The organism is Thermogutta sp. (assembly GCF_014359955.1).
In the GTDB taxonomy this organism is placed as follows: domain Bacteria; phylum Planctomycetota; class Planctomycetia; order Pirellulales; family Thermoguttaceae; genus Thermogutta.
This window is the reverse complement of record NZ_JACIYL010000815.1, coordinates 1-1,921: the sequence shown is the minus strand read 5'-3', so window position 1 is coordinate 1,921 and position 1,921 is coordinate 1. Positions and strand designations below refer to the sequence as shown.

3 protein-coding genes are annotated in these 1,921 nt (G+C 58.5%); all 3 read left to right on the top strand.

Annotated features, from left to right (window positions below):
• On the top strand, positions 1 to 460 hold a 460-nt coding region (locus tag H5U08_RS17250), incomplete at its 5' end, for a discoidin domain-containing protein (RefSeq protein WP_297035924.1).
• A 303-nt stretch (positions 461 to 763) separates the two neighbouring features.
• Positions 764 to 1,747, top strand: a complete 984-nt coding sequence (locus H5U08_RS17245; RefSeq protein WP_297035922.1) for a tetratricopeptide repeat protein — start codon at positions 764 to 766, stop codon at positions 1,745 to 1,747.
• 21 nt (positions 1,748 to 1,768) lie between these two features.
• A partial coding sequence (locus H5U08_RS19945; RefSeq protein WP_366494809.1) for a S4 domain-containing protein occupies positions 1,769 to 1,921 on the top strand: 153 nt, incomplete at its 3' end.

The following is a 1,921-nucleotide window of genomic DNA, read 5'->3' as shown; positions in this document are numbered from 1 at the left end:
GCCGAATTATGCGGGCGGAATATCCATGAAATACGCAGTGGGATTCGATGAGAAGAGCGGTCTTGCGGAGATCACTGTTGACATGCAAGAGCCGCAGGAAATCGCCGGGTTTGGGATCCATCTGACGGCCGGATGGCCATGGTGGGATGCTCTCAAGGGAGAGGTCCGAGATGAAGTGGAGGTCTGGACGTCGCTCGATGGTGAAACCTTCACTCGACAGGGGACATTCAATCTGAATCTGTGGCGTCGGGAGATTCCCATTAATCACATGCTTCCGGATGACGAAACAGCTCAGGGTTGGAATTACATTCTCCCATTGTCATCGCCTGTCACCGCACAATTTGTTCGCTTCCGTGTCACTCCTCGGCGCAGCCTGGGCGTGACGGAAGTCCAGGCCTTCGATCGCATCGACATCCGGCCCTTTGATTTGAAAATCCTTTTGCCAGATGAATCACCCTGACGCGAAGTCTGGAGCGTCCACTGTGGGGGCTTCTTGATCCGTACCAGTTGCGATGCGGTGCCCGGAATTAGCTCCTCCTTCAAGCCCAAGCGGGTTCATCACGCAGGCAGCAAAACGCGCCAGTGACCAACTGACCGATCTTCTTCCCGTAACGCCTTTCCGGTAAGATAAAAACTTAATAGTAAGAGCCGAGAAGACGGCGGTGTTAGGGTCCCAACAATCCAACACTATGGAAACCCGTAGGAGCACGCGGGTTCTCATTCCTGCGGCAAAAGCGGATTAGAACGTGAGGATGACAGGTCAATGAAACGAGAACGACGGCAAGAGCTGAAAGAAAACGAACTGGCCGAACTCATCGGGCGTTGGATGCAGAAAATCGCCCCCTACTCCCAGGCCATTCTGGTCGGATTGGTGGCAATCGTCGTGCTCTATGTGGGCTGGATGGTCTGGGCGAACTGGGCGCGAGCCGTAGAGCAGAACGCTTGGAACGCCCTGTACGCAGCCCTGGAGACAGGCGGACCAGCAGACCTCGAGGCCGTCGCCGAGCAATATCCACGGACCGACGCCGGGCATTGGGCCCGTTTGCTGGCGGCAGATCTTCACCTTCGATTCGGCTGCCAGGAAATGCTTACCAACAAGGCGAATGCTGCCCAAGAACTCCGCAAAGCAATTGACGGATATCTCGCCGTGCGGGGAGTATCTGGATCACCGTTTTTCCAGCAAAGGGTGCTTTGGGGACTTGCCAGAGCGTACGAGGCTTTGTCCGGAACCCGACAGGGACAGGGCGAGCTGGAAAATGCCATTAAGGTTTATCAGGAATTGGTGGATCGGTGGCCGGACGGTCCCTACGCCGAACTCGCCCGCCGCCGCATCGCTTTCCTGAACAAACCAGAAAATCGCCAGTTTTACGACATGTTCGCGGCCTATGAGCCGCCCAAGCCAACCACCAACACGGAAGGCACGGGCAGCGTGCTGCCTCCGCCAATCACTCCGGGACCGACAGAGGTGCCACCGCCGACACCCCCGGCGCCAGAAGGTACCGGGAAATCGCAGAGTGCTCAGCCGCAGAGTCAGCCCTCGGAACCCGTCGCGGCCCCCTCGCAAACCCCCGGCCAATTGCCGGAGTTGCCCGCCCCCGAGAGCGGCGAAACCAAGTCGGCTCCTCCGCAGCCAGCAGGTAGTGGGCCTGCTTCTTCAGGCAGCCAGCCTCAGCAAACGCAGGGATCGTCAGAGTCCAAGGCCGAGCCGCCAGCCACGTCAGGCAATGAGGCCTCTGAAAACAAATGAGCGCTGCCCGCGGACAAAATTATGGCCGATCCGCGCCTGAGTGACACTCCTATCGAGCTGACAGTCACACCTCACGAAGCAGACTGGCGCCTGGACGCGTTTCTTGTCTATCACTTCCCGGCCTACAGCCGAAGTTTGCTCCGCCAGGTCATCACGGCGGGCGGGGTGACCGTG

Coding starts and splice junctions, on each gene's coding strand:
- H5U08_RS17245 (WP_297035922.1), top strand. CDS start 764: ATGAAACGAGAACGACGGCAAGAGCTGAAAGAAAACGAACTGGCCGAA.